Annotated in this window: 4 protein-coding genes; 1 reads left to right on the top strand and 3 read right to left on the bottom strand. The window is 43.7% G+C overall.

Annotation, left to right across the window (positions count from 1 at the left end; translation table 11 throughout):
* On the top strand, positions 1 to 1,270 hold a 1,270-nt coding region (locus FWF39_RS11690; protein ID WP_343383616.1), incomplete at its 5' end, for an ABC transporter permease.
* Positions 1,271 to 1,871: 601 nt separating this feature from the next.
* Here the strand turns inward: FWF39_RS11690 and FWF39_RS11685 are convergent.
* The 3 genes from FWF39_RS11685 to FWF39_RS11675 all read right to left on the bottom strand — a co-directional run bounded on the left by FWF39_RS11685 (position 1,872) and on the right by FWF39_RS11675 (position 5,149).
* Positions 1,872 to 2,531 (bottom strand): MmcQ/YjbR family DNA-binding protein, encoded by a 660-nt coding sequence (locus tag FWF39_RS11685; protein ID WP_343383615.1) that lies wholly within the window; start codon positions 2,529 to 2,531, stop codon positions 1,872 to 1,874.
* A 307-nt stretch (positions 2,532 to 2,838) separates the two neighbouring features.
* Positions 2,839 to 3,957: a hydantoinase/oxoprolinase family protein gene (locus FWF39_RS11680; protein ID WP_343383614.1), complete on the bottom strand. Its 1,119-nt coding sequence runs from the start codon at positions 3,955 to 3,957 to the stop codon at positions 2,839 to 2,841.
* Entirely contained in the window at positions 3,926 to 5,149 is a 1,224-nt protein-coding gene (locus FWF39_RS11675) for an ATP-grasp domain-containing protein (protein ID WP_343383613.1), read from the bottom strand. The genes FWF39_RS11680 and FWF39_RS11675 overlap by 32 nt, the downstream gene beginning before the upstream one ends.
* Positions 5,150 to 5,674: the final 525 nt, after the last annotated feature.

The raw sequence follows: 5,674 nt of genomic DNA, 5'->3' as shown, positions 1-5,674 counted from the left end.
GAAAACCACAGACGTATTTGGATACTCCTTCAACGCAATCAAACTCCGCAAACTACGCGCCGCACTAACCACTTTAGGTGTAATCGTAGGCATAGCAGCCATCGTAGCACTGCTCTCAATAACGCAGGGACTACAGGCAACCATAACAAGCGAGCTCAATCAAGGCTTATCGGCCAACACCCTAATCGTGAGACCCAGCAACGGAAACGACATAGGCGGATTTGGTCAAGGTACCAGCGGCACGGGCTTTAGCCTCTACAGCAACTATACCACTGAGATAAATGCTCTCTCGTCAGATATAGAGACATCTGTAGCAGTTATGAGCCGTAGCGGATACATCCAAACCGAAAACCTCAAACAATCAGCCACTCTCTACGGCATAGATTTCAACCAGTATGCACAGGTCTACCCAACCTTCAAAGCAGAAACCGGATCCATACCCACCGACCCATCAGAAAACCAAGTGGTAGTGGGTACCCGTATTAACCAGCCCGGTCAAAATGGAACCATATTCTTCAGTGCAGGTAATATAATCAATATCTCTTGGATCAATGCCACCGTACTGCCTCCAGTTGACGAAAGTTACACGGCAGTTGTTGCTGGTGTATTGGAGAAAGCTGGAGGTTTTGGCAACAACGGGCCATCAGATACAGGAGTTTACATACCTATTGAGACAGCTCAGATCTTCTTTGGAACGGAGCAATGTGATATGATAATTGTCACCCTAAAAGATAGTGATAATGCCACCGTAACCAGTGTCTCTAAAGCAATAACCGATCACTTTAGCAATCAAGTTTCGGTCACCTCACCGACTGCAATGATAGACATGCTCTCCTCAGTTTTTGATACACTCCAGCTGTTTCTAGTGGGTATTGCCGCGATTTCACTATTAGTGGCGGGTATAGGTATAATGAATATTATGATTGTGTCATTGATTGAACGTACCCGAGAGATCGGCATTCTCAAAGCACTGGGTATGAAAAGTCGAAGCGTATTGTCGATATTTCTTGCCGAGTCCGCTATCATTGGGTTAATCGGTGCAATAGCAGGTATTGGGCTGGGCTGGGGATTAGCAGTCATTGTTGCCCAAGTGTTGGGTTCAGGTGCTTTCGGCGGCGGAGGCGGCGCATTAGCCATAACCCCACTGTTAACTCCCACGGTTCTTTTGGGTGCACTGGCTTTCGGCATAGGCATCAGCGTCATCTTTGCACTCTACCCCGCATGGCGGGCATCAAAACTAAAACCAGTAGACGCACTCAGATACGAATAAACACCTACACCCCCACCCTTTTTATTTTTCTTATCTTTTTGATTTGCGCAGTATCTCCAATTTCATCAGGTACAGGTTCACTGTCTCAATCAGCAGTTTCGCTAACAGTTCACTCATATCATCAACTTTCTTAACAAGAACTGACACACCATCGCCTGAGACGCTTATACTCCTCTAAGGCTTTACCATAATCACCTGCATATTTTGGGCTTTTGCGATGTTGCTGCAAGTATTTGCAGTTAATGGGTGTTTTTTACTCAATTTCTTCTCGCGGATAGCTAATTAGACGTCGAGTCAGATGGACCTTTGGGTGAGGGTTTGGATGGTGGAGGGTGGTGTTGGAGCTTACAGGTCAGGTTGGTGGTTTAGACTTAAAATGCCAAGGGTAAACCGTATCTTTGTGCTCGAAAAGGACCTAAAAAGTGATGCATTGACCAATTTAACCATGAACTGAGAAGGGTTGTGGAAAGAAAACAACAGCACAGTCAAAGGATACGATAATAGCAAAAAGGAAAGCCCTCACTTATAGCTAAAATATGTGTTTTCTACAAACGGTGCAAAGATAAAAGCTGATAAATACTCAAGCGTTAATTTACAGGGTTTATTTGGCGGATAGTTTGTAGCTTGTGTTAATTCTTTGCAAGATTTCATCAAGGGGTACAGAGCCGTCTAAACAAAGGGTGTACCAATGTTTTTTATTCATATGATAGCCGGGAAAATATTTTTGGCCATCAACCATACCCTCTATTTCCTCAGAATTGGCTTTCAAATCCAAAACATCAATTACCTCATCAGAGTTAAGACCCAGTTTTCTTTTAGATAGGACAAGTAGCGCACAATACCATTTGTTGGTGTCTTTTCTTCGAAAAATGGCGTTGTTTGGGAAGTTGGGCCAGAGAAATTCTAACTCATCATGATAGGTGTTTTGCACATATTGAATGATTTTTTGAGCATAGTTACTTTTGAAGATGTTTGGTTCAAAGCATTTTTCAGCGATGTGGTAAAGGATGCTCTCGTAATCAGCTCTTACCTTGCTTACAAATGGGCCGCAGACTTCCGATATGCGGTGTAGTACATATTCGTTTGAGGAAGAATCGATTACTTTTGTGTTGATTGCTCCATGCTCTGTTATGGTGATGATCATTTGAAACTGGCCGTTCACAATGTTTGTGGTGTAGATATATGTGTCATTATTTCTGGTAAAACCGTATGGCATGAGTTTTTTTAGATTTACTTTCTTATTTTCAAACATTGTCAACATAGAAACACTTCAAGATAGAGTCGAATAGTGATTTTAGCTACCTTTTATGTGGTGCTGTGTAGAATAGGAGAGCACCGCCTTAACCATATTTCTATAGTCGGTTTATGCAAACCCTTCTCCGAACCTGACTTACACTGAGTGGCTCAATTTTGCCGATAGCGACGACAAAATTTTCTTGATGGCCTACGATAAGTTGGTGCTTGCAAGGCAGGCTAAAGAGGGGGGTTTTAGCATATACTTTGGAGAAGGCACTGTATTTGGTGGATATTTTGAATTGAGCTCAGAAGTAAAATTTGCACTGCTTAATTTATGGAGTTATGAGTTTAAAGGATGTTTTTCCGGTAAGTTTAGCGGTTGTCATCCATGCAACGCCTGTTGCGGGAGTTGCCAAAGCCACTCCTTTAGGCAATAATGTGTCTAAATCCACTATGGTGTCAATACCAATTTTTTCTGCTGCTTTGTTGGCCAGAAAGTTTTTTCCAAGTCCTGTAACAACAACTGGAACCCTGTCGGTGGTATGGGTTTTTAGGTATGTGTAGGTTTTAGCTATACCCTCAGCAATTTGGTTAATTTGCTGTTCGTGGATGTATTTTGCCATATCAGTGATTTCTTGGGTTGTGAGCATGTCGGTGTCTGCGCAGATCACTCTAGCGAGTCGTGTGTACGCTTCAGTTAATGTTTTGCCGCGTCCGTCTGCTGTTTCGGAGGTATAGTCGTTTGTTGAGATGTTTTTTAGTACAAGGTGTACATCGCCTGAGAGGGCAAACAGCTCGGAAGAAACCGAGGCAACACCATTTTTTGTTGGGATGGAACGAACGATTGTGGCGATATTTGTGCGCAGACTACCGGTGTAGACTAATTCGCCGTAGATGAGTTTGTCAAGATCAGTTTTACCTCTTGCCGCCACTTGTCGGTTGATTATGGGGATTATGCTTGTGCTTGTGCTTCCCACATCGACAATGAGAGAGTCTTTTAGGTATTGGGTCATCAGCCATCCAGTAGCGGCCCAGTTTGCCGCGGCAACACATAGAGGATTTTTTTCTGCGGTTTCTATGGGTAACAGTTCGACATTGGTGGTTAGAACAAAGATGGGTACATCAGAAAAGGCGGCTTTAACGCATGATAGTATGTGGTGGACGCCTTCGCGTTTGGTTTGGTAGACATCGGATAATTCTGCGGTCAGGGTTAGACCCAAAGCATCTATCTGATTGGCTCCAAGCTGCTTTTTTAGATTTATTAAGACCTCGGGGAGGGCTTGAGGGTTTTTCCAGACAGGAAAATATGCAGATGCCGTCTTAAACGTGGTTATTTTGGTTTTTTCTGTTGTGAGCAGAGCGGCTTTGGTGTTGGCGCCTCCGATATCTAAGCCCAAAACAGTAATCAAACTGGGTGCCTCAACGATTAGTAGTAGCGGTGTGCAGGGCATTTTTAGCTTCTTCTAAGCGTGCCTGAGCCTCTTGAAGGCTGGTGCCGTAGCCCATGATTAGTGCGGTGCTTTGGGTGGTGATGGGTAGAGGGAAGACGGGTGTTATTATGCCGGGTAATTTGGTGGTTTTTCGGTAGGTTTCAGGGGTTGGGGGGGTGGTTTGGATTTTTGAAAAACATACTGTGCCCTGTAGAGTTGGTTTTTGGGGTAGTTGTTTGGTGATGGCTGCGTCGATGATGGCTTGTGCAATGTTGATGTCTATTATTTGTCGTAGTCCAACATAGGAGGTTGTTAGACGGGTGTTAACATCTAAAACAAAGAGAGTATTTTGTCCCAAGATTAAGTCAATACCTACATAGCCCTGTAAGCCCAAAGATTCCGCAATGTGTTCAGCTAAGATTTGTGCTTCTTTATGTTTTGGGTGTTCATAGGGAGTTGTGCCGCCCTCATAGCTTGATTCGGTTTGTTTTGTTAGGGTGATTTGTTGTTTATTTAGGGTTAGTGCTAGGGCTTTTTTGCCGTTTGCGATTAGACTAACACTTACCGGGTCGCCAGTCACTTTTTCTTGAGCGATAAGGCGGGGGTTAGCTGAGGCGGCTTTGATTTTTGCGACGCCACCGGGGATGTCGGTTGGGTTTTCTATGAGGCTGATTCCGCTGCAACCCGTCCCGTCGGTTGGTTTGAAGATAAGGGGGTATGTGAGGTGGGTGGTTATGGCTTGTTCGATCTGGGTTGTGCTGTGTGCAATGTTTAGGATGAGGGTTTTGGGGATAGGGTAACCGGCTTTTTGGAGATCAACATAGAGCGTGATTTTGTCAGCGGTTTTTGCTATGGTGCTTTGGGGTGTGTTGAGCACGAGTTTTCCGGTTTTTTCCGCCAGCTCGACATAGGATTGGAGGGTTTGGTTGGTTTCTGGTGCGATGATATAGATGGCGTCGTTGTTTTTTGCTAAATTGGGCAGTATTTTTTGGGGTTCGTTGGCATAGAGAACCTGGGAGGTATAGTTGGCTTCAATTGGGGGGTTAAGTTTGAAGAGGCGGCAATCTAGCAGGGTTGTTACTTGATGGCCTGCGGCTCTAAAATCGGCGACTATACAGCGTAGCATGGCAAATCCTTCTGCGAGTACGTCGGGGGGCAGGGGTTGTTCTGCGTATCCGCCGCCGCTGATATGTTCGTAAACCAGTATCTTCAAAGTCAAACCTTCAAACTCCAAGAAACATCTAGGGTTAAAGCCTTTCTGGTTCCATCTTGTCAGTTGCTTCTCAAAATCAGATTCTAACCATAGGCTATAACACATATTTTGACAGTTTGAGTAAAGTAACAAGAAGTAATTCACCATCAATAACATCCAAAAACGGGTAACTAAGATATCCGTTCCAAATTTTTGTTACAACAACAAGTTGCATAGCAATTTAGCGCTGTTGTCAATTGCTATATGTGAGAAACTATCAAAGAGGTTGGTCGGAAAATTTATAGGCGTTTCTAACTAAATTTAGTGTCGGGTCTGTCTGGGGGTAGCTTTATCTTGAAAATAAAACGGCAATTAATATGGCTTGTTAGTGTTCTTAGCATTAGTTTGTTTATGTCGTTTGGTTTAACCCCTAACTTCCTGTTTTAAGTAATATGGAGGTTTAGAGTGTCTAGTAGGTCGTTGGTTTTTTTGGTGACTTCACTTAGATGCCATATGTCGTTTATTTTGACTTTAAAGATGTATTTT

Source organism: Candidatus Bathycorpusculum sp., assembly GCF_009778815.1.
In the GTDB taxonomy this organism is placed as follows: Archaea; Thermoproteota; Bathyarchaeia; order Bathyarchaeales; family Bathycorpusculaceae; genus Bathycorpusculum; species Bathycorpusculum hydrogenotrophicum.
This window is presented reverse-complemented; position numbering and strand designations above follow the sequence as displayed.